Here is a 19201-nt window from a genome sequence, read left to right on the forward strand (position 1 = left end):
TGGAATGGCAGAATATGCAAATATCATTGTGGATATTTATCAGGGAAAATTAGATAAGACGTTTCAATACCGGGTGCCGGAGAGACTAAAGAGTACAATCGCAGTTGGTATGCTGGTAGCAGTTCCGTTTGGATCAAGAAAAATGCAGGGTTATGTGATCGAGCTGACGGATGTCTGCGAGTATGAGGAAGATAAGATCAAAGAGATCCTTTCGATTGTAAAGGGCGGTGTCCTGATCGAGTCGCAGATGATCGCCCTTGCAGGATGGATGAGGGAAAACTATGGCGGCACCATGAATCATGCCTTAAAGACAGTACTGCCGGTCAAAGAAAAAAAGAAGGCAAAAGAACAGAAAACGATAAGACTTGCACTGCATCCGGTCGAAGCGAAAAATGAGCTTGCGGAATGCGAGAGAAAGCATAAAACGGCAAGGGCAAAACTTCTTGTGGCATTGTTAGAACAGCGGGAGTTAGAGTGGGAGACGGCAACGCAGCAGATGTCTGTTTCCGCGTCCGTGATTCGTGCGATGGAGGAAGCCGGTATCGTAAAAGTGGTGAGTAAGACCGCATACCGCAATCCGGTCGGCGGTCTTGATCCGGGCGGGGAACAAAAGAAGCTGAATGAGGAGCAGCAGAATGTCGTCTCGAAAATTACGATGGAGTACGATGCAGGCGAGCGGAAAACTTACCTGATCAAGGGTGTCACCGGAAGCGGAAAGACGGAAGTCTACATGGAACTGATTGCACATGTGCTTGCGCAGGGAAAACAGGCAATCGTTCTGATCCCGGAGATTGCGCTGACCTATCAGACGGTGCGGCGTTTTTACAACCGTTTTGGTGCACAGGTATCCATCATCAATTCAAAACTTTCGGCCGGGGAGCGGTATGACCAGTTTGAACGCGCAAAAAACGGAGAAATTTCTGTGATGATCGGACCACGTTCGGCACTTTTTACACCATTTCCGGCGCTGGGGATCATCATCATAGACGAGGAGCATGAGGCTTCCTATAAGAGTGAGACCGTGCCAAGATATCACGCGAGAGAAACCGCAATACAGCGGGCAAAAATGACAGATGCGGTCGTGGTGCTAGGCTCCGCGACGCCTTCCCTTGAGAGTTATTATAAGGCAGAAAATGACGAGTACTGCCTGTTGGAATTAAAACACAGGGTACAAAAGCGCCCCATGCCTTTGTGTGAGATCATCGACCTGCGCGAGGAGTTAAGGAGGGGCAACCGCTCGATCTTAAGTGACCGTCTGAGTGAGCTGATGGAGGACCGTCTGAAAAAGGGAGAACAGACGATGCTTTTTATCAACCGGCGCGGTATGGCAGGCTTTGTCTCTTGCAGAGCCTGCGGTCATGTGATAAAATGTCCGCATTGCGATGTTTCACTGAGCCAGCATGGAAGCGGCGCGGCGACACGTCTAGTCTGCCATTACTGCGGATATACGACGATACAGCCCGGTTTGTGTCCGGTCTGTGGCTCTAAGTATATCAGTGGTTTTAAGGCGGGCACGCAGAAAATAGAACAGGTGGTAAAGGCGCGTTTTCCACAGGCGCGTGTGCTCCGGATGGATATGGATACCACCAGAACCAAAGATGGGTATGAGCAGATATTATCTGCATTTTCAAATCACGAGGCAGATATACTGATCGGTACACAGATGATCGTAAAGGGACATGATTTTCCGGGGGTTACGTTAGTGGGTGTGCTTGCGGCAGACCTTTCACTTTATATCAGTGACTATCGTGCGTCAGAGCGGACTTTCCAGCTCCTGACGCAGGCGGCAGGACGTGCCGGCAGAGGTGACATTCCCGGCAATGTCATCATACAGACGTATGATCCGGATCATTACAGTATCACGACTGCAAAAGAGCAGAACTATGAGGCTTTTTACGGGCAGGAGATCGAGTACCGCAAAATGATGCGGTATCCGCCGGTGTGGAACATGCTTTATATTTTGTGCGCGTCGAAAAACGAGGCGGAAGCAAGTGAGGCGGCGGTGGCATTGATGGGGAAAATCGATCAGATAGTGAGAGAAAACAGTGAAAAGATTTTTCCAATCGGGCCGTCAGATGCACCGGTTGCAAAAATTTCCGATGTCTACCGCAAAGTGATCTATGTGAAAACCCGAGAGTATCAGACACTTGTCATATTGAAAGATGGTCTGGAAGCTTTTATAAAAGACAACCGTCTGTATCAGAATGTAGCAGTAGGATTTGACTTTAACCCGGTCAACGGATTTTAAAATTGTAAAATACAAAATGGAGGATAAAAAAATGGCACTTAGAACAATCAGAATACAGGGAGATCCTGTACTTACCAAAAAATGCAGAGAAATCACCGAAATGACACCAAAGATCAAAGAACTGATCGACGATATGCTTGATACCATGTATGAGGCAAACGGAGTCGGACTTGCAGGACCACAGGTCGGTGTTTTAAAAAGAATCGTAGTCATCGATATCGGGGAAGGCCCGGTTGTTATGATCAATCCGGTGATTCTGGAAAAGTCAGGCGAGCAGACCGGGGATGAGGGCTGTTTAAGTCTTCCGGGAAAAGCAGGTACCGTTACAAGACCGAATTATGTGAAGGCACACGCGTTTGATGAAAATATGGAAGAATATGAGATCGAGGGGACCGAGCTTATGGCACGTGCAATCTGTCATGAGTTAGACCACCTTGACGGACATATGTACACGGAGATCGTAGAAGGACCGTTACATGATGTAACTTATGATGATCCGGAGGAATAAACAATGAGAGTAATTTTCATGGGAACACCGGATTTTTCGGTGGGGACATTAGAAGAGATTATAAAAGCCGGTCATGAGGTTGTGCTGGTTGTCTCACAGCCGGATAAAGCGGTGGGAAGAAGTAAGGCATTAAAATATACGCCGGTGAAGGAATGTGCCATCGCACACGGCATTGAGGTCTATCAGCCGGAGCGTGTCAGGGACAGCGCATGTATCGAGTATCTGAAATCGTTCCATGCGGATATTATGATCGTGGTGGCTTTTGGACAGATTATACCAAAGGCAGTGTTAGACATGCCAAAATATGGCTGTGTGAATGTACATGCATCGCTACTGCCAAAATATCGTGGCGCAGCACCGATCCAGTGGGCTGTCATCAACGGCGATCCGTATACCGGAGTGTCCACACAGCGCATGGACGAAGGTGTTGATACGGGAGATATCATTTTAGAAGAAAAAGTGGAGATCCGGCCGGATGAGACAGGTGGAAGTTTATTTGACCGCCTTGCAGAGGTTGGAGCAGAACTCTGCGTAAAGACGATCGAAGCAATCGAAAATGGAACGGCTGTTTACACACCACAGGATAACAGTAAAGCCACACATACAGCAAAGATCCATAAAGAGTTGGGAAGTATTGACTGGACGAAGAGTGCGAAAGAGATCGAATGTCTGATCCGCGGTTTAAATCCGTGGCCAAGTGCATATACGAGACTTGACGGAAAGACACTTAAGATATGGAGGGCAAATGTGCTGCCGGATGAAAAGAAAGCGGCTCCGGGATGCATCATAAAAGCGGAAAAGGGAAGTTTTCTGGTACAGACAGGAGACGGTGTCTTAGAGCTTCTTGAGGTACAGTTAGAAGGAAAAAAACGTATGACCACGGATGCATTTTTAAATGGCTATACGGTGGAAGAGGGAACTTATTTTACACGTGGTTAATGAATGGAGGTAACCTGATATGCCTTATTACTATTATGGTTTTGATCCGACTTATGTTTTGGTTCTGATCGGCGCAGTGATCTGCCTGATCGCATCTGCAAGAGTAAAGAGTACTTTCAATAAATATTCCCAGTACCGCAGTATGAGCGGTATGACCGGGGCACAGGCGGCGGAACGTATTTTAAATTCAGCCGGTATCTATGATGTGACGGTCTGCCATATATCGGGAAGTCTGACCGATCACTACAATCCGTCAAAAAAGACACTGAATCTGTCTGACTCCGTATACGGAAGCAATTCTGTCGCAGCGATCGGTGTTGCAGCGCACGAGTGTGGACATGCGATCCAGCATCAGAAAAACTATGTGCCGCTGACACTCCGCACGGCGATCGTTCCGGTTGCAAACATTGGATCTACACTTGCATGGCCGTTAATTCTGATCGGTCTGTTTTTTAACCGCTCAACCGGTGCAATGCTGATCAATCTTGGAATCTTATGTTTTTCATTTGCAGTATTATTCCAGCTTGTCACTCTTCCGGTAGAGTTTAATGCTTCACGCCGGGCACTCCATATTTTAGGTGAGCAGGGAATTTTATCAGACAGTGAACTGCCTTATACCAGAAAAGTATTGAAGGCTGCGGCATTGACCTATGTTGCAAGTGCTGCGGCAGCAATCTTACAGCTGTTAAGGCTGGTTCTTTTATTTGGAGGACGTAATCGTGATGACTGATACCGTAAATACAAGAAGACTTGCACTTGATGTTCTGCTTGAGGTGACGGAACATGGGGCATACAGCAATCAGGTGCTCCGTGCCGTGCTCGAAAAATATCAGTATATGGAAAAATATGAGCGGGCGTTTCTGACAAGACTGGTGGAGGGAACGATCCAGCACATGATCGAACTTGATTATGTGATCGACCAGTTCTCAAAAGTGAAAGTGAAAAAAATGAAACCGGTCATCCGCAATATTTTAAGAATGGGTGTGTATCAGATACAGTATATGGATTCCGTACCGGATTCGGCAGCCTGCAATGAGGCGGTAAAACTGGCAAGAAAAAGCGGTTTTTCCACACTGAGCGGTTTTGTGAACGGAGTGCTTCGAAATATTGCAAGAAACAGTGGTTCCATCCGGTATCCGGATGAAGAAAAGGAGCCGGTTCTGGCGTTAAGTGTGCGTTATTCCATGCCGGAGTGGATTGTGGAAGAATGGCTTAACGCCTATGGCATGGAGCAGACAAAGGCAATTTTAGATGCTTTTTCAAAGGAAACACCGATTACGATCCGTACCAATGTGACCAAAATTACGCCGGATGCGTTAAAGGAACAGTTAAAAGCCGAAGGCGTGACGGTGCAGACGTTAGAAGAACTTTCTTATGCCGGACTGCCATATACGGATGCATATCACTATGCATTTGCAATTTCAGGTTTTGATCATCTGATGGCACTTCCATCATTTCAGGACGGTCTTTTTTATGTGCAGGATATCAGTTCCATGATGGTGGCTGAGGCCGCAGCACCGGAGAAAGGCGCACATGTGATCGATGTCTGTGCGGCTCCCGGAGGCAAGAGCATTCATCTTGCTGAGATGCTGGACGGCACCGGAAGTGTGGAATCGCGTGACCTGACAGGGTATAAGACCGGACTGATCGAGGAAAATATCAGCCGTTACCAGATAAAAAATATGACGACAAAAGTGTGGGATGCCACGGTGCCGGACGAGAGTGCAGAAGATACAGCGGACGTGCTGGTCGCAGATCTGCCATGCTCCGGTCTGGGGGTTCTGCGCAAAAAGACAGACATCCGCTATAAAATGAGCCGGGGGCAGCAGGAAGAGTTAGAAGCACTTCAGCGTCGGATTCTAGATACGGTCTGTTCTTATGTCAAAAAGGACGGGATCATGGTATATTCTACCTGTACGATCAACCCGGGAGAAAATCAGGAGAATGTCGCGTGGTTTTTAGGAAAACATCCTGAATTTGAACTGCTTGATATGGAACAGATTTATCCGGGAACACAGGTGGGAGATGGATTTTTCTACGCCAGATTAAGACGTATCTCATAGCCACCCGGAAAGAAAATGGAAAAGAGGAAATTATGCAGCAGGAAAAAACAGATATCAAATCCATGAATCTGGAAGAACTAAAATCATATATGGAATCTATCGGGGAAAAACCGTTTCGTGCAAAACAGCTGTATCAGTGGATGCATGAAAAACAGGCAGCATCTTTCGATGAAATGACAAATCTGTCAAAATCCCTTCAGGAAAAACTTAAGAAGGAATGTCATTTTGTAAGTTTAAAGCAGGAGGCGGTACAGGTATCAAAGATAGACGGTACCAGAAAATATCTGTTTGCATTAGATGACGGAAACGTGATCGAGAGCGTTCTGATGCGATATAAACATGGCAATTCAGTCTGCATTTCCTCGCAGGTCGGCTGCCGGATGGGCTGCCGGTTCTGTGCATCCACGTTAGACGGACTGGTGCGGGGACTGACGCCGTCAGAGATGTTAGACCAGATATACCGGATCACAAGAGATACCGGGGAGAGGGTTGCAAATGTTGTTGTGATGGGAACCGGAGAACCGATGGATAATTTTGACAATCTGCTCAAATTCATCGAACTTCTGACAGATGAAAACGGACTGAACATCAGCCAGCGGAATGTGACGGTGTCGACCTGCGGTATTGTTCCGAAAATGCGGGAACTGGCGGATAAAAAACTGCAGATCACGCTGGCACTTTCGCTGCATGCATCTTCGCAGGAAAAGAGACTTGAACTGATGCCGATTGCCAATAAATATGAGATACATGAAGTAATTGAGGCATGTCGTTATTATTTTGAACAGACAGGAAGGCGTGTCACATTTGAATATAGTTTAGTCGGTGGTGTCAATGATACCGATGAGGATGTAAGAAGGCTTGCAGACCTGATCCATGGCATGAATTGTCATGTAAACCTGATTCCGGTCAATCCGATCAAAGAGCGTTCTTATGTGCAGCCGGATCATGAAGCAATTCTTAATTTTAAAAATAGGCTTGAAAAAAATGCGATTAACGTTACAATTAGAAGGGAAATGGGCAGGGATATAGACGGTGCATGCGGACAGCTGCGCAAACGTTATATCAGCCATGCAGAAAGGTAGGAAGTAGAGAAGATGAAGACGTTTTCCATGACGCACATCGGGCAGCGACGGGAAATGAATCAGGATTATATGTTTACATCAGAGACCGCTGTGGGAAATCTGCCGAATCTTTTTTTAGTAGCGGATGGAATGGGTGGTCACGCTGCAGGTGATTATGCTTCCAGATTTACAGTTGAGAAACTTGTGGAACTGATTGGTAAATCGGGTGAAAAAGAACCGGTGGCGATTATGAAGAGTGCTGTTTCCATGACGAACAGTCTGCTTTTGACAGAGGCACAGGCAGATCCGGCCAAAAATGGAATGGGTACAACGATCGTTGCTGCAACGGTGATCGGGAATACACTCTATGCCGCAAATGTTGGAGACAGCAGGCTGTATGTGATCAATCAGGAAGATATTACACAGATTACAAGGGATCATTCTCTGGTTGAGGAAATGGTTCGTTTAGGTGAAGTGAGAAAAGAAGATGCGAAAGATCATCCGGATAAAAATATCATTACACGGGCAGTCGGTGTATTGCCGGAGGTGACAGCTGATTTCTTTGAGATCAGTTTAAAACCTGGGGATGAGATTTTGATGTGTTCCGACGGACTGACAAATATGATTGAAGATGATGAGATCCGGCATATTGTGTTGGGACAGAGGGACATTGTTGAGAAAGCAGAGAAACTGATTGAGACTGCCAATCGAAATGGTGGTAAGGATAATATTACGGTTGTATTGATAGAACCATTTTCTGATGAGGTGAAAGAATGTTGACAGAAGGTATGTACATAGCAGACCGCTATGAAATTTTAGGTAAAGTTGGCGCTGGCGGAATGTCAGATGTATATAAAGCAAAAGATCTTACACTGGGAAGATTTGTAGCAATCAAGGTATTAAAGGCAGAATTTTCCGAGGATATTAATTTCGTAACGAAATTCCGTTCCGAGGCACAGGCAGCTGCAGGGTTAGAGCACCCGAATATTGTAAATATTTATGATGTCGGCAGTGAGAATGGCCTGCATTATATCGTGATGGAATATGTGGAAGGAATCACATTAAAGACCTACATTGAGAAAAAAGGACAGCTTTCTTTTAAGGAGGCAGTCAGCATCGCAATTCAGGTGGGCAGAGGTATTGAAGCCGCCCATAATAAAAATATCGTGCATCGTGATATCAAACCGCAGAATATCATGATCTCCACAGAGGGAAAAGTAAAAGTAACAGATTTTGGTATTGCGCGGGCAGCAACATCAAATACGATCAGTTCGGATGTGATGGGATCCGTACATTATTCTTCTCCGGAACAGGCGAGAAATGGATTTGTGGATGGCAAGAGTGATATCTATTCACTGGGTATCGTGATGTATGAGATGGTAACAGGCCGTGTTCCGTTTGACGGGGATACGACGGTCGCAGTTGCAATCCAGCATCTGCAGGAAGAGATAGTACCGCCAAGTGTTTATGCACCAAATCTTCCAATCAGTATGGAAAAGATCATCTTAAAATGTACACAGAAAAACCCTGACAGAAGATATGCTTCCATGACAGCGCTTCTGGCCGATCTTAGAAAAGCACTGATCAGCCCGAACGAGGATTTTGTTGTGATGGTACCTCTTGCAAATCAGGATAAGACGAGGGTGATCGGAGCAGATGATTTAAATCAGATCAAGAAACAGACTGCAAACGTCTATATAGATCCGGCGTCGATCAAAATACAGGAGCCGGTGATCGATGATGATGACGAGGACGACGATGATGATATTGAGGACGAGGATGGCGATATCAATCCGAAGATGGAAAAGGCAATCACGATCATGGGAATCGCAGCAGGTGTAGTGATCATTATCATCATTATTTACCTGTGCATCACGTTAGCCGGGGGTATGAAGTCTAACAAGAACAATTCTTCGAATACAGAAACAACAAAAACGGAAACACAGACGGGAGACAGTCAGAGTACCCAGATCAAGGACGGTGTAGTAGTACCTTCCCTGACAGGAAAAACCATGGATCAGGCAAAACAGGAGTTAAACGGAACCGGACTCGGCATCAGACAGGCTGGAACCGCATCCTCTGATACCGTAGAAAAGGGACAGATCATAAGCCAGGATCCGGCAGATGGTAAGACTGTTGAAAAGAATACAACGATCGAAGTTATCATCAGCAGCGGATCTGCCGCCGGAACCAGTGAGAATACGGTCGAAATACCAAACGTTGTGGGACAGAGTGAAACTGATGCCAGTGCGGCATTGACGGCAAAGGGATTTCAGGTCACAAAGACAACTTCCTACAGTTCCTCCGTTGCGGAAGGATATGTAATTTCCCAGACACCAAATGGGGATACCCAGGGAAAAGAGGGCGATACGATCACACTTGAGATCAGCCTTGGCTCAGAGAAGATTACAGTACCTGATGTATCGACAAGCTATAAGTCAGAGGAACAGGCGAAAGAACTTTTATCACAGTTTAATGTTTCAACGGTCACAAAATACAGTGATACGGATGCCGGAATCGTAATCGGACAGTCACTTGCGGTGGGAACACAGGCAGATCCGGGAGCATCCATCACGATCACAGTCAGTCTTGGACCGGAACCGGCACAGCAGATCACCACAAAGACTTATAAGCTGAATGTCAGCCTGCAGCTTCCATCAGATACATCGAATATCTCCGGTGCAGACATTGTTTTATATGATGATCAGGGCAATGTTTTACAGACCTGGTACGGCAAAACGATTGCAGATTTTGGTACTGGCGGACTGATTCTGACAAAGACCGGTATTCTTTCGGACAGTGGTAAAATCGTAGTTACCTGGCTGGACTTAAATGGAAATGATTTAAAAGACCAGACGATTGATGTACAGTTCCAGGAAGAATAAAGACAATAGGAAGATTTATGCAGGGAAAAATTATCAAGGGAATTTCCGGATTCTACTACATTCATGCAGCGGGATCCGGAATTTATGAGTGCAAGGCAAAAGGCGTATTCCGAAACCAGAACATCAAGCCACTGGTGGGGGACAATGTCGAGATTGCTGTGTTAGATGAGGAACATAAAAAAGGAAATATTGAAAAGATCCTGCCGAGGGAAAATGAGCTGATTCGTCCTGCGGTTGCAAATATCGATCTTGCGCTGATCATTTTTGCGGCGGCAAAACCACAGCCTAATTTTAATCTGTTAGACCGTTTCCTTGTTATGATGGAATATCAGAATGTACCGGTTGCAATCTGTTTTAACAAAACAGATCTGGTTACGGAGGAGGAACTGCATGCGTTTGCGGATATTTATGCAGCTTGTGGTTATCGGACTCTTTTTGCCAGTGCAAAAGAGGAAAAGGGTGTGGACGCGCTGTTAGAACTTTTGAAAGGAAAAACAGCGGCGGTGGCAGGACCATCGGGAGTTGGCAAATCTTCTCTTGTGAACCGCCTGCAGCCGAACATCACCATGCAGACAGGGGAAGTCAGCCGCAAGATCGAGCGCGGAAGACATACCACACGTCATTCTGAAATCATACCGATCGGCGGGGATACTTATATTATGGATACACCGGGATTCTCCACACTTTACATTCCGGGAATGGAAAAAGAAGACTTAAAAGGGTTTTATCCGGAATTCCGGAAATGGGAACCATATTGCAGATTTCAGGGATGTAATCATATCAGTGAGCCGGACTGCGGTGTAAGACAGGGGTTAGAAGAAGGAAGTATCAGTTTGCTGCGGTATGAAAACTATAAATTGCTGTATGAGGAATTAAAGGCTGTCCGAAAGTATTAAAATAAATGACTAAGATTACGGAGAAAAAAATGAACTGTTTATCGCCATCTATATTATCGGCTGATTTCAGCCGTCTTGGAGAACAGATAAAAGAGCTTGATGAAGCCGGGGCACAGTATGTCCATATTGATGTTATGGACGGAATGTTTGTTCCGAGTATTTCATTTGGAATGCCGGTCATCCGTGCTATAAGAGCATGTACAGACCGTATTTTTGATGTTCATCTGATGATTGAGGAACCGGGACGCTATATTGATGAGTTTGCCGAGGCTGGTGCAGATCTTATCACTGTTCATGCAGAGAGCTGCAGACATCTTGACCGTACTATTGAAAAAATCAAAGAAAAAGGACTTTTAGCAGGTGTTGCCATCAATCCTGCAACACCAGTTTCTGCAATATCCTGTGTCCTTGAAAAAGTGGATATGGTTCTTGTTATGACGGTAAATCCGGGATTCGGAGGACAGAAACTGATTCCCTATACGGTGGAGAAAGTCCGTGAATTAAGAAAAATCGTGGATGAGAAGGGATTAAAAACGGACATTGAAGTAGATGGCGGCGTAAATCTGTCAAACGTGGAAGAATTGATGGATGCAGGAGCAAATATTATTGTTGCTGGCAGTGCAATTTTTTCCGGGGATGTGACCGAGAATACGATTCGTTTCTTAAATATTATTAATGAATGATGGGAGCCGATGGATGAAACATTTTTTTATCATAGCGGGTGGAAAAATTGAAGATGCATTTGCGATAGAGGTTTTAAAAGGCTTTGCTGAAAAAACAGTGATCGCTGCAGATTCCGGTATGGAATTTTTGCGGAGAAATGAAATTGTTCCACAGGTCATTATCGGCGATTTTGATTCGGTAAGCAAAGAGACACTGGAATGGTTTCAGAAAAAAGAAGGGATCGTCTGGCACAGATTGAATCCTCAAAAGGATGACACAGATACAGAATTTGCGCTGCGTCTTGCCATTTCCATGGGAGCGGAGTGTATTACGGTACTTGGAGGTACCGGTTCAAGGTTAGATCATGTGCTGGGGAATATTGAACTTCTGGGCATAGGGTTAGAGCTGGGAGTTGAAATTGAACTGCTGGATGCAAATAACCGTATCCGTATGACAGATCACGGCATGGTACTAAAAAAAGAGGAACAGTTTGGAAAATATGTTTCCCTGATTCCGTATACCGCGCAGGTAGAGCATCTGTATCTTGCGGGATTTAAATATCCGCTTGCCGATTATTGCTTAAAGGGTTTCTGTTCAATTGGTGTGAGTAATGAGATAACTGAAGAACAGGCAGAAATTACATTTGAAAATGGAATATTGATCGTCATTGAATCGCGGGATGATGCGGCAATGGCGGATGAATCATAGAAAAAGACGGAATCAGCCAATTTTTATGGCGGGTTCCGTCTTTTTGCAAAACAGTTATTGTTTTCGGCAGCCAGTGTGGTAGTCAGCGGAGGATTGGTTCTTCTGCTTTACAGGTATATCGGGCTTACAGGTGCAGCAAGGGAAAAACTCTGACGGAGAATGGAGTTCCAGTTGCTTTTCTGATATAGAAATCGTACAACAATTACCGTTTGCTTTTCTTTATCAATAGTGTAAAAGGCAAGGTAATTATTGATTATAATAAAACGAATTTCACAACTCGCCAGAACGGGGTCATCTACAAGATAATATTTTTCGGGCATATCCGAGAGTGAGTTGATTTGTTTTGTAGCTGCATCAAGCAGATGCTCGGCTGCGGTGGGGTTCTTCAGTGTAAATTCGATGTAGTCAGCGGCACGCAGGATGAATGTGAGAATATTATATGTCAGTTTTTGTAACTGTATTCGATTGACTTCCTTTGGGGAGCAAAGTTTTAAAGTATCTGTAAGCAGTGAGTCATGTTAAGTTAAGAACATAAAAAATAAGCAACAAAAAGGAATGTTACAATATGAAGCCAATGAATAGACTTATCTGAAAAAAATGATGACCCAGAAATATGCTTCTGGGTCATTTCATTTACCCTATGGTGGGGAGGATTTTTCTTGAATATTAGCACTAGCCATGTTAATATACTATTTGTCATATGGTGGCTTCCTTTATTTAATGAAGGGAGCAAATAAGAATATGGGAGTTGATTTAAAAGGAAAAGATTTAGGTCCAAATCTAAGCCAACGAAAAAAAGATGGTAAATATAGAGCGCGTTTTATAACGGCGAGTGGAAAAAGAGTAGACAGGATATTTGATAATGTAAAAGAAGCCAAACAATGGCTTGCAAATGCAAAATATGAAGATGCCAATTCTATATTAATCCTTAATAATAAAACATCTGTAGATTGCTGGTATAAACAATGGAATGGATTTAAAGAAAACAACAAGAGACTTAATACGGTTAGAAATGGAAACTACCCAAAACTAAAAAAAGAAATAGAACCATTTGCAACACGATTTCTGGAAAGTGCATCAGGAGAGTATGCAAAAAGTTATAAAATGCTATCCCAAATGATGGAACATAGCTCAATAAAAATCACATTAGATTTATATAGTCACTTGACCGAAGAAACAGTGAAAACCGAGATAGATAAGTTTTCCAATTATATGGATAGAATGGTTTTTGCATAAGTTCATGAAAGGTCATAAATGAAATATATAAAATGGGGGACAAGATGGGGGACAACCACATGAAAAGTCCTTGAAACACTAGAAAAATAAGAAAGAAGGAAAATAAAATGAAACTTGGAATCGTTGTAAATTAGCCTTTTTTCATAAATCTATATACATCAATAAAAGTCCGTAAAACCGCATGGTTACAAAGTTTTTTGAAATTGTAAATTCATAAAACTTCATACAAAATCATATACTTTCATGCCATTTGGGTGTAGAAATGGGTGTAAAAAGATAGTCGAAAACCAGAGTCCAACGCATTTTATGTATTGATAAATGGGCATACAGATTTCTACGGATAGAACCATATAGCATGATAGAACAGAAGTTAAAATATTATAATGTACCGCACAGGCGGCGTTACCTTATCCCAACAGGGAAACAAGGAACGCCGCTATTTTTTTACCCTCATGTTACGCAGTAGGGGCAAAAAGAGCTTTGCTACATAAGGCTTTGCGGGTGCGGTTTTCACACAGTAAGGGATTGATACCTAAACCCTCAAAATTGCTGTTCTACTGCGTAACAAATATGAAGCAAAGGAGTTGATGAAGCTATGGCAGTTTTCCGCGTGGAGAGAAACACAGGATATACGGTTATGAGTAACCACCATTTACGCAATAAGGAGCTTTCCCTAAAAGCAAAAGGGCTGTTATCACAAATGCTGTCCTTGCCGGAGGATTGGGACTATACCCTTGCAGGACTGTCCTATATCAACCGGGAAAGTATCGACGCTATCCGCACCGCTGTATGGGAGCTTGAAAAAGCCGGATATATCACAAGACGGCAGGGACGCGACGAGAAAGGTAAAATGACCGCTATCGAGTACACCATTTACGAACAGCCACAGCCCCCGGCATTGGATTGTCCGGTATTGGAAAATCCAACAGCGGATAACCCGATATTGGAAAATCCGACACCGGATAACCCGACGTCGGAAAATCCAATGCAATTAAATAAAGATATACAAAAGACTAACTTATCAAAAAAAGAAAAATCAAATACGGATTTATCAAATAACCATTCCATTCCTATCCTTTCCCCTAACCCCTCTCCTTTGAGGGAGGAAACGGCAGAGCCGGAACGGAAAGGAACGGAAGCGGCAGACGCATACAGTGTGTATGAGGAAATCATCAAGGACAATATCGAGTATGAGCATTTTATCAAGCATACCGACATTGACAGGGAACGCTTGGACGAGATTGTGTCCCTTATCCTTGAAACGGTCTGCACCAAACGAAAGACAATCCGTATCGCCGGGGACGATTATCCGGCAGAGCTTGTCAAAGCAAAGTTTATGAAACTCAACAGCAGCCACATTGAATTTGTCTTTGACTGCATGAAAGAGAACACCACGAAAATCCGCAACATCAAGCAATATCTGAAAGCGGTACTTTTCAACGCACCCAACACCATTGACAGCTATTACACCGCCCTTGTCAACCACGATATGTACGGCGGCTATTAAAAACAGGAGGATTTTAATATGGCACAGAAAACAGGAGCTTTGATTTTTGATGAAACGGCAGACCGTTACGACATTCGCTTTGACCTTAACGACTACTACGGAGGATTGCATTGTGGGGATTGCTTTGAAGTATTTGTACGCGGCAAATGGAAGCCGACCCGCATGGAGTACGGGGACAACTGGTATCTTGTGGGTGTGAGGGCTTCGGATTTGAATGGGCTGCGGGTGCGTATCTAAAGGCGGCATGAAAAATGTACGCCTTATTTTTATGCCCCGAAGCGGCATACCACCCTAATAAAACCACGAAAGGAGGGATTTCATGCAAGATGAAGTCAACGAAAAAGTCGTATCTTTAGCAATCAAAACATCTAAGCTGACCGCCGAAGTGCTGCAAAAGGCTATGAAAGCCCTGCTTGCCAAAGGCAAAGGGCAGATAACCAAAGCCCCGCATGGGAAAATCACTATGCGGCAGCTTATGAAGCCGGGAGAAAAGGTTTCCAACATTGAGATTACCGACCAGAATATCAAAGCCTTTGACCCTATCGCAAGGAAAAACGGGCTTGATTACAACGTCAAGAAGATTGAGAACGGCAAGCCGCCGACCTATCTTGTGTCTTTTCGGGGCAAGGATATTGACGTTATGACCGAAGCGTTTCGGGAATTTACCGCAAAGAAATTAGGCAGGGATAAAAAGCCCTCTATCCGCAAGCTGCTTTCCACTCTAAAAGACAAGGCGGCAGCTCTGAACGCACAGAGGGACAAAGTGAAGAAAAAGGACAGGGAGGTATCGCTATGAAGCCGGAACTTAAAAAGCTGCTTATCCTAAATGCCCCCTATCTGCTCTTTGTCTATCTCTTTGACAAAATCGGACAGGCGGTGCGGCTCTCTCCGGGAACTGACCTTTCCGGCAAGGTGCTTTCCCTTGCAGACGGCTTTTCTGCTGCCTTTACAAACCCGCTTCCGAGCCTTGCCCCTATGGATTTGCTTATCGGTATTGTGGGGGCTGTCCTTATCCGGCTTATGGTGTACTTCAAAGGTAAGAACGCGAAGAAATACCGAAAAGGTATCGAATACGGTTCTGCCCGTTGGGGCAACGCCGAAGATATAAAGCCCTACACCGACCCGGTATTTCAGAATAACGTGCTGCTGACGCAGACGGAACGGCTTACCATGAACAGCCGCCCGAAGCAGCCGAAGTATGCAAGGAATAAAAATATCCTTGTTATCGGGGGAAGCGGCAGCGGCAAGACGAGATTTTTTGTGAAGCCCAACTTAATGCAGATGCACTCAAGCTACGTTGTAACCGACCCGAAAGGTACGGTTTTAGTCGAGTGTGGGAAGCTCTTACAGCGCGGCGGGTATCGGATAAAGGTGCTGAACGCGATAAATTTTAAGAAATCCATGCGTTACAATCCATTTGCCTATATCCGCAGCGAAAAAGACATTTTGAAACTGGTAAATACCTTGATTGCCAACACCAAAGGGGACGGGGAAAAAGCCGGGGAGGATTTTTGGGTAAAATCGGAACGGCTCTTTTACTGCGCCCTTATCGGCTACATTTGGTACGAAGCCCCGGAGGAAGAAAAGAACTTCACGACGCTGCTTGAAATGATAAATGCCAGTGAAGCCCGCGAGGACGACCCGGAATTTCAGTCCCCCGTTGACCTCATGTTTGAACGGTTGGAGGAAAAAGACCCGGAACACTTTGCCGTCCGGCAGTATAAGAAATTCCTGCTGTCTGCGGGAAAGACACGAAGCTCTATCCTCATTTCCTGCGGTGCGCGGCTTGCTCCTTTTGACATTAAGGAACTGCGCGACCTTATGGAAACCGACGAAATGGAGCTTGACACCATAGGCGACCGCAAGACCGCCCTGTTTGTTATCATCAGCGACACCGACGATACTTTTAACTTTGTCGTGAGTATTCTTTACACGCAGCTTTTCAATCTCCTTTGCGACAAGGCAGATGATGAATACGGCGGTAGGCTGCCCGTCCATGTGCGCTGTCTGTTAGACGAGTTTGCAAATATCGGGCAGATACCGAAGTTTGAAAAGCTCATAGCCACCATACGAAGCCGGGAAATCTCCGCGTCGATTATCTTACAGTCGCAAAGCCAGTTAAAGGCAATCTATAAGGACAACGCCGATACCATAGTCGGCAACTGCGACACCACCCTTTTCTTGGGCGGCAAGGAGAAAACCACCCTCAAAGAAATGTCGGAAATCTTGGGGAAAGAAACCATTGACAGCTTCAACACTTCCGAGAACCGGGGGCGCGAGGTATCGCATGGGCTGAACTATCAGAAGTTAGGTAAGCAGCTTATGACGGAAGATGAAATAGCGGTCATGGACGGCGGGAAATGTATTTTACAGCTACGAGGGGTGCGCCCGTTTTTCTCTGACAAGTACGACATTACAAAGCACCCCAACTATAAATATCTTTCCGACTATGACAAGAAAAATACTTTTGATATAGAAAAGCATTTAAGGCGCAGACCCGCCCTTGTAAAGTCGGACGAAATATTTGACTACTACGAAATCAGCGAAAGCGATTTGCAGGAGGACACCGACCATGAATAAACGTATCAGAAAGAAAAAGCAGAAACAGCAGGAACAGATTGAACAGGCGATTGCCGGGCTTTTAGAAGTAGTTGAGGAAGCACAGCGGAAACACTGGCAGCTATGGGTGGAGAAAAGCACAAAGCAGTTTGTTGCGGCGGTTATGCGCCACTATGAGCAAAGGGAGGAATACAGCGTATGAATAAACGTATCAAGAAAAAAGTCGCAATCCGAAAATGCCAAAAGAGCTTAGAAAAAATGAAGCAGATTTTTCATGGCGCAGACGAAGAATTTTTACAGGGCATGGAAAATATGTACGCACGCCGGATAGCAACTATCCGAAAAGGAGGGCTGAAATAATCACAGCACAAAACAAAGGCTGCATGATACGCGCCCCTTGCGTATCAAAGCCGCAGCACATATTTTTTTACAACTGAATACCGTCGCGCGGCAGACACTTACGCAGCGCGGGGATTTATGACCGCGGCAGTTTGAAAACTGACCGCCGTTTTTTATACCCTTTTACGGGGCAAGCCGCATTTGCGGCAGAAAGGAGTTTTATGGAATTTTTCAACAGCGCAATCGGCGTATTACAGACTTTGGTTATCGCTCTTGGAGCAGGACTTGGCATTTGGGGCGTTATCAATCTCTTAGAGGGATATGGAAACGACAATCCGGGCGCAAATGCTCATGTGCGGTAAAGTAATAAAAAGATTTAGGTAGCCGCCTTAACTATTCCTAAATAAGATAATATGCACAGTATTTTCTCGTAAATAGAAAATAAATTATTGCATTTTACCAATTATTATGTTAAAATGACAATGTAACAAAGAGCTATGTATTTTTAAGGAAAGGGAGGAACTTATGAATTTAAGAAAATCTATTTTAGCACTTTCAGTAGTAGCTGGAATTGTAGCTGCTCCAATGACTGTATTTGCCGCTCATACTCATAGTTGGGGTTCTCCCCAGTACTATGGATATGAAGATGAAATGCCTGGTATATATGATGACTGGGATAAATGTGCGACACGTCATGTATATAATTACAAACAATGTTTAATTTGTGGAGAAGTAAGCATTTATGAAGTTGAGACGATTGAAATGTCTCACAAATGGGTGAATGGTGCATGTGTATATTGCAACAAAGGTTACGCGAAAGAGATAAATTAACATAGTATCATTACCGGCAAGTTTATAATCAAAAAATAGAAAGCATTGAGAATATTTCAAAATTTCTTGAAAGTACTCTCAGTGCTTTCTTTGATAATATGAAAGGAGAAATAAATGCAAAAAAAACAACTTTCTGTATTAGTACTAATTATTTTATGCTTTTTATTAGGATGTAACAGAGAAACACCAAAAGATGAATCTCAACAAAATTATGAAGATGAATCTAATATTTCTAAAACAAATGGAGAAGAACTTGTAAATATAAACAGTGAATTGTTAGGTTCGACTCCTTTTGATATCCAAATCGATAAAACAGCATTGCAGACTAGAAAAGAAACAGAAACAGAAGTTACAATAAAGACAAATTTAACAGACTGGGGTTATACTGTTTCTTCTGAAAAAGGGAAAATATCTGATATAAATAAAAATTCATTCATATATATAGCACCTAAAGATGAGAGGGATGATACTATAAAAATACAATTATCGGACTATGAAAATGGCATATCATATGAATATACAATTCCACTTATTTTTGCGGGAAACAATGAACATTCTTTAGATAAATTCAAGGAAAATCTTTCAAGATTACCTAATAGTTAGTAAAGAGTCGATAGACTAAAGTACCACCATCCTCTTTTATTTCAACTGAATATCCATCCCGCCGCACCGCAGCGGCACATGAAGCAGTAAATCCGAAAAAGATTTGCTGCTTTTTTTGCGTCCATTTTTGGCAAATTTCCAAAAGTTCCGTATTA

22 protein-coding genes are annotated in these 19201 nt (G+C 44.0%); 21 read left to right on the forward strand and 1 reads right to left on the reverse strand.

Features of this window, described 5'->3' with window-relative positions; genetic code table 11:
• The first annotated feature begins 4 nt into the window (after window positions 1-4).
• The 11 genes from priA to RIL182_RS07170 are packed head-to-tail and all read left to right on the forward strand — an operon-like array spanning window position 5 to window position 11971.
• Entirely contained in the window at window positions 5-2248 is a 2244-nt protein-coding gene (gene priA, locus RIL182_RS07120) for a replication restart helicase PriA (protein WP_134523496.1), read from the forward strand.
• A gap of 31 nt (window positions 2249-2279) precedes the next feature.
• Window positions 2280-2756 (forward strand): peptide deformylase, encoded by a 477-nt coding sequence (def, locus tag RIL182_RS07125; RefSeq protein WP_022111755.1) that lies wholly within the window; start codon window positions 2280-2282, stop codon window positions 2754-2756.
• 3 nt (window positions 2757-2759) lie between these two features.
• Window positions 2760-3695: a methionyl-tRNA formyltransferase gene (gene fmt / locus RIL182_RS07130; protein ID WP_006859153.1), complete on the forward strand. Its 936-nt coding sequence runs from the start codon at window positions 2760-2762 to the stop codon at window positions 3693-3695.
• Between the two features lie 19 nt (window positions 3696-3714).
• A complete protein-coding gene (locus RIL182_RS07135) occupies window positions 3715-4425 on the forward strand; it encodes a zinc metallopeptidase (RefSeq protein WP_006859152.1) in 711 nt (236 codons plus the stop codon).
• Window positions 4418-5758: a 16S rRNA (cytosine(967)-C(5))-methyltransferase RsmB gene (gene rsmB, locus RIL182_RS07140; protein WP_006859151.1), complete on the forward strand. Its 1341-nt coding sequence runs from the start codon at window positions 4418-4420 to the stop codon at window positions 5756-5758. The genes RIL182_RS07135 and rsmB overlap by 8 nt, the downstream gene beginning before the upstream one ends.
• 32 nt (window positions 5759-5790) lie before the next feature.
• Entirely contained in the window at window positions 5791-6840 is a 1050-nt protein-coding gene (rlmN, locus tag RIL182_RS07145) for a 23S rRNA (adenine(2503)-C(2))-methyltransferase RlmN (protein ID WP_118772510.1), read from the forward strand.
• Between the two features lie 12 nt (window positions 6841-6852).
• Window positions 6853-7599 (forward strand): Stp1/IreP family PP2C-type Ser/Thr phosphatase, encoded by a 747-nt coding sequence (locus RIL182_RS07150; protein ID WP_006859255.1) that lies wholly within the window; start codon window positions 6853-6855, stop codon window positions 7597-7599.
• Entirely contained in the window at window positions 7593-9704 is a 2112-nt protein-coding gene (gene pknB, locus RIL182_RS07155) for a Stk1 family PASTA domain-containing Ser/Thr kinase (RefSeq protein ID WP_006859256.1), read from the forward strand. The genes RIL182_RS07150 and pknB overlap by 7 nt, the downstream gene beginning before the upstream one ends.
• Before the next feature lie 17 nt (window positions 9705-9721).
• Window positions 9722-10600, forward strand: a complete 879-nt coding sequence (gene rsgA, locus RIL182_RS07160) for a ribosome small subunit-dependent GTPase A (protein WP_006859257.1) — start codon at window positions 9722-9724, stop codon at window positions 10598-10600.
• A 5-nt stretch (window positions 10601-10605) separates the two neighbouring features.
• Complete coding sequence (gene rpe, locus RIL182_RS07165; RefSeq protein WP_006859276.1) at window positions 10606-11283, forward strand: ribulose-phosphate 3-epimerase; 678 nt, start codon at window positions 10606-10608, stop codon at window positions 11281-11283.
• Window positions 11284-11296: 13 nt separating this feature from the next.
• Window positions 11297-11971, forward strand: a complete 675-nt coding sequence (locus RIL182_RS07170) for a thiamine diphosphokinase (RefSeq protein WP_015560818.1) — start codon at window positions 11297-11299, stop codon at window positions 11969-11971.
• A gap of 107 nt (window positions 11972-12078) precedes the next feature.
• On the opposite strand, the gene RIL182_RS22150 is transcribed toward RIL182_RS07170, so the two are convergent.
• Window positions 12079-12432 carry a type II toxin-antitoxin system RelE/ParE family toxin gene (locus tag RIL182_RS22150; protein ID WP_408638715.1) on the reverse strand — a complete coding sequence of 118 codons (354 nt, stop codon included), beginning with the start codon at window positions 12430-12432 and terminating at the stop codon, window positions 12079-12081.
• Window positions 12433-12712: 280 nt separating this feature from the next.
• Here RIL182_RS22150 and RIL182_RS07185 point away from each other — a divergent pair, with 280 nt between their 5' ends.
• The 10 genes from RIL182_RS07185 (at window position 12713) to RIL182_RS07225 (ending at window position 19046) form a co-directional block, all read left to right on the forward strand.
• On the forward strand, window positions 12713-13207 hold the full coding sequence (locus tag RIL182_RS07185) for a hypothetical protein (RefSeq protein ID WP_134523192.1): 495 nt from the start codon (window positions 12713-12715) through the stop codon (window positions 13205-13207).
• Window positions 13208-13802: 595 nt separating this feature from the next.
• Entirely contained in the window at window positions 13803-14714 is a 912-nt protein-coding gene (locus RIL182_RS07190) for a DUF6017 domain-containing protein (RefSeq protein ID WP_006859258.1), read from the forward strand.
• Between the two features lie 18 nt (window positions 14715-14732).
• Window positions 14733-14951 (forward strand): DUF5348 domain-containing protein, encoded by a 219-nt coding sequence (locus RIL182_RS07195; protein ID WP_006859259.1) that lies wholly within the window; start codon window positions 14733-14735, stop codon window positions 14949-14951.
• Between the two features lie 82 nt (window positions 14952-15033).
• On the forward strand, window positions 15034-15510 hold the full coding sequence (locus RIL182_RS07200; protein WP_006859260.1) for a PcfB family protein: 477 nt from the start codon (window positions 15034-15036) through the stop codon (window positions 15508-15510).
• Window positions 15507-17294 (forward strand): VirD4-like conjugal transfer protein, CD1115 family, encoded by a 1788-nt coding sequence (locus tag RIL182_RS07205; RefSeq protein WP_006859261.1) that lies wholly within the window; start codon window positions 15507-15509, stop codon window positions 17292-17294. The genes RIL182_RS07200 and RIL182_RS07205 overlap by 4 nt, the downstream gene beginning before the upstream one ends.
• The gene (locus tag RIL182_RS07210) at window positions 17287-17475 is read left to right on the forward strand and encodes a hypothetical protein (protein WP_006859262.1); all 189 of its coding nucleotides are present in this window, start codon (window positions 17287-17289) and stop codon (window positions 17473-17475) included. Before RIL182_RS07205 ends, RIL182_RS07210 begins: the two co-directional genes overlap by 8 nt.
• On the forward strand, window positions 17472-17633 hold the full coding sequence (locus RIL182_RS21185; protein ID WP_006859263.1) for a hypothetical protein: 162 nt from the start codon (window positions 17472-17474) through the stop codon (window positions 17631-17633). Before RIL182_RS07210 ends, RIL182_RS21185 begins: the two co-directional genes overlap by 4 nt.
• Before the next feature lie 200 nt (window positions 17634-17833).
• Window positions 17834-17974: a Maff2 family mobile element protein gene (locus tag RIL182_RS07215; protein WP_044929254.1), complete on the forward strand. Its 141-nt coding sequence runs from the start codon at window positions 17834-17836 to the stop codon at window positions 17972-17974.
• Between the two features lie 163 nt (window positions 17975-18137).
• Window positions 18138-18443: a hypothetical protein gene (locus RIL182_RS07220; RefSeq protein ID WP_002569240.1), complete on the forward strand. Its 306-nt coding sequence runs from the start codon at window positions 18138-18140 to the stop codon at window positions 18441-18443.
• Between the two features lie 114 nt (window positions 18444-18557).
• Complete coding sequence (locus RIL182_RS07225) at window positions 18558-19046, forward strand: hypothetical protein (RefSeq protein ID WP_002569239.1); 489 nt, start codon at window positions 18558-18560, stop codon at window positions 19044-19046.
• Window positions 19047-19201: the final 155 nt, after the last annotated feature.

It is taken from the genome of Roseburia intestinalis L1-82 (genome assembly GCF_900537995.1).
Classification (GTDB): domain Bacteria; phylum Bacillota; class Clostridia; order Lachnospirales; family Lachnospiraceae; genus Roseburia; species Roseburia intestinalis.